This is a genomic window from Phaeovulum sp. (genome assembly GCF_041596715.1).
Taxonomy (GTDB): Bacteria; Pseudomonadota; Alphaproteobacteria; order Rhodobacterales; family Rhodobacteraceae; genus UBA6213.
In genome coordinates this window covers 1-2,545 of sequence record NZ_JBFHIA010000333.1, presented here as the reverse complement: position 1 = coordinate 2,545, position 2,545 = coordinate 1, and the positions used below count along the sequence as shown (strand labels likewise).

The 2,545-nt window shown below is 64.6% G+C and carries 4 protein-coding genes and 1 pseudogene; 3 read left to right on the top strand and 2 right to left on the bottom strand.

Translation table 11 applies throughout. The features are described 5' to 3' along the window. Positions 1-659, bottom strand: a 659-nt coding sequence (locus ABY403_RS15570) for a pseudouridine synthase (RefSeq protein ID WP_372841731.1), incomplete at its 3' end; no start/stop codon positions are given. On the opposite strand from ABY403_RS15570, the gene ABY403_RS15565 reads away from it, so the two are divergent. Continuing rightward, positions 658-969 carry a DUF6476 family protein gene (locus ABY403_RS15565; protein ID WP_372841730.1) on the top strand — a complete coding sequence of 104 codons (312 nt, stop codon included), beginning with the start codon at positions 658-660 and terminating at the stop codon, positions 967-969. The two genes, ABY403_RS15570 and ABY403_RS15565, sit on opposite strands and share 2 nt — an antisense overlap. A gap of 95 nt (positions 970-1,064) precedes the next feature. Here the strand turns inward: ABY403_RS15565 and ABY403_RS15560 are convergent, their stop codons facing one another. Then, a complete protein-coding gene (locus tag ABY403_RS15560; protein ID WP_372841729.1) occupies positions 1,065-1,331 on the bottom strand; it encodes an accessory factor UbiK family protein in 267 nt (88 codons plus the stop codon). A 108-nt stretch (positions 1,332-1,439) separates the two neighbouring features. On the opposite strand from ABY403_RS15560, the gene lgt reads away from it, so the two are divergent. Both lgt and ABY403_RS15550 read left to right on the top strand, forming a co-directional pair. Further along, a complete protein-coding gene (gene lgt, locus ABY403_RS15555) occupies positions 1,440-2,318 on the top strand; it encodes a prolipoprotein diacylglyceryl transferase (protein WP_372841728.1) in 879 nt (292 codons plus the stop codon). Continuing rightward, positions 2,315-2,545: pseudogene (locus tag ABY403_RS15550) on the top strand (class I SAM-dependent methyltransferase); the annotation flags it as partial. The gene lgt and the pseudogene ABY403_RS15550, both read left to right, overlap by 4 nt.

Sequence of the window (2,545 nt, the reverse complement as noted above, 5' to 3'; positions counted from 1 at the left end):
CTCTGCCGGTCGGTGCGGTGGCGGCCTAGCCGGGTCTCGATCCGCAGCACCCCCGCCGCCTCAAAACTGATCCCGCGCGTGCCTGCCAATCGCGGATCGGCGGCCGAAGGCACGCCGTGCACCAGCGCCAGATAGCGCCGCGCGACCGTATGCGCCTCGAACTGCGCCGCAAGCCCGTGATGCGCGCGGTCCGATTTGGCCACCACCAAAAGACCCGAGGTTTCCTTGTCGATCCGGTGCACGATACCGGGCCGCGCTTCGCCCCCCACCCCCGAAAGGCGGCCGCCGAAATGGTGCAGCAAGGCATTCACCAACGTGCCATCGCGCGAGCCGGGTGCCGGGTGCACCACCAACCCCGCGGGCTTGTCGATGACGATCAGATCGTCATCTTCCCAGATCACGTTCAACGCAATGTCTTCGGCCTCGGCCTGCACCGCGCGCGGCGGTTCCAGCGCGATCGCGTAAACCTCGCCTTCCGAGACCCGCGCCTTGAGATCGCGCACCACCGCGCCATTGCATGACACGGCACCCTCTTCGATCATCCGCGCGATGCGCGATCGCGACAAAGCAGCCTGCTCTGGCACATCACGCGCCAGCGCTTTATCAAGACGCAACGGCGGCGCCTCGCCGATCACCACCTCAAGGATGCGCGCTTCCATGTCCGACTTGCCTTCCGAGCCGCCCGCGCCAGCCCAACTGCCGCCCGAGTTGCGTTTCATCAAACGACTGGTGACGATACTGACCGCCACGATGATTGTGGGGCTTTTAGTGATTGTGGCGCTGCTTGTCATCCGCCTCGCCGCGCCGCCGCCCACCCTGCCCGAACTGCCCGCAGCGATTGCCTTGCCGGAAGGCGCAAAAATCGCGGCGCTCACCTTCGCCAAAGACCTGATCGTGGTGGTCACCGAAGCCGGCGGCGTGCTCGTCTACGACAAGAGCGGCACTCTGCGCCAAGAGCTTGCGCCCTGAACTGCTTCAGACAAAATATCCCCCGCGGAGCGCGCCCCGGCCGAAAGAAACGCCTCCGGCGGGGATATTTTAGCTGAAGCATGCCGCAATAGGTATCAAGCCTTCGGTTTCGCCGCCTTGGCGGGTTTGGCCGCCATCGCGTCGAGCCGGGCTTTCAACGCCTCGTTCTCTTCGCGCGCTTTCAGCGCCATCGCCTTGACCGCGTCAAACTCTTCGCGGGTAACAAAGTCGCGCTCGGCGAACCAGCGGTCCATCCAGCCCTTGACTGCGGTCTCCGCCTCCGAGCGCGCGCCTTGCGCAACGCCCATCGCGTTGGTCATCAGTTTGGACATCTCGTCAAAGATCTTGTTCGGGGTTTGCATCGCGCGCTCCTTAGGCCGTGTCTGGCCCTATATGTGCGGCGCGAACTGAAAGCTCAAGGTTGACTTCGCCCCGGGGTCGGGGTCTTTCTGCCCGTCAAAGGAGATTTCATGCAAGCCGCCATTCCATTCCCGGCAATTGGCCCCGAGGTGTTTTCGGTCACTCTCTGGGGCTTTGAATTCGCGCTGCGCTGGTATGCGCTGGCCTATATCGCGGGGTTGCTGGCGGCTTGGGCGATCCTTGTCTGGCTGATGCGCAGGCCCGCGCTATGGGGAGGAAGCGCCCCGATCGCGCCCGCGGCGGTGGAAGAGTTGATGACCGCCGTTGTGATCGGCGTGGTGATTGGCGGCAGACTGGGTTTCGTGCTGTTCTACCAGCCGGGATACTTTCTGTCGAACCCATTGGAAATCTTGCAAGTCTGGCAAGGTGGCATGTCGTTCCATGGCGGCTTTCTGGGGGTTGTGCTGGCGGGCCTTTGGTATTGCCGCCGCAACGCTGTCGCACCTTTGGCCCTTGCCGACGCCTTCGCCTTGGCAACGCCCGTGGGCCTGATGCTTGGGCGGATCGCCAATTTCATCAACGCCGAGCTTTGGGGCCGCCCGACCGATTTGCCTTGGGGGGTGATCTTTCCGGGGGCTGCGGCGCAGAATTGCCCCGGCATCATCGGCCCCTGCGCGCGCCATCCCTCGCAGCTTTACGAAGCTGGGCTCGAGGGGCTGGTTCTGGGGGTGGTTCTCTGGCTGCTTGTGCGGCGCGGCGCGCTGAAAGCACCGGGGCGGGTTTTGGGCGCGTTTCTGGCAGGTTACGGCGCTGCGCGCTTTTTCGTCGAGTTTTTCCGCGTTGCCGATGCGCAATACATCACCCCCACAAACCCGCTTGGCCATGTGATCGACTGGGCGGGATGGGGGCTGAGCATGGGTCAGGTCTTGTCGCTGCCGATGTTGGCGGTTGGGCTCTGGTTTCTTTGGCGCGCGAGGGCGGCGCGGTGACGCCGCTTGGGCAGATCCTCGCTGCGCGGATCGCCGCGACGGGGCCGATGCCGCTTGCCGAATACATGCTGCTTTGCCTGCTGCATCCATCGCACGGCTACTACACGACGCACGACCCGCTTGGCGCTGCGGGTGACTTCATCACCGCGCCGGAAATCAGCCAGATGTTCGGCGAAGTGCTGGGCCTGGCACTGGCGCAAACCTGGTTGGACCAGGGCGCGCCCGCG

Coding starts and splice junctions, on each gene's coding strand:
- ABY403_RS15565 (WP_372841730.1), top strand. CDS start 658: ATGTCCGACTTGCCTTCCGAGCCGCCCGCGCCAGCCCAACTGCCGCCC.
- ABY403_RS15560 (WP_372841729.1), bottom strand. CDS start 1,331: ATGCAAACCCCGAACAAGATCTTTGACGAGATGTCCAAACTGATGACC.
- lgt (WP_372841728.1), top strand. CDS start 1,440: ATGCAAGCCGCCATTCCATTCCCGGCAATTGGCCCCGAGGTGTTTTCG.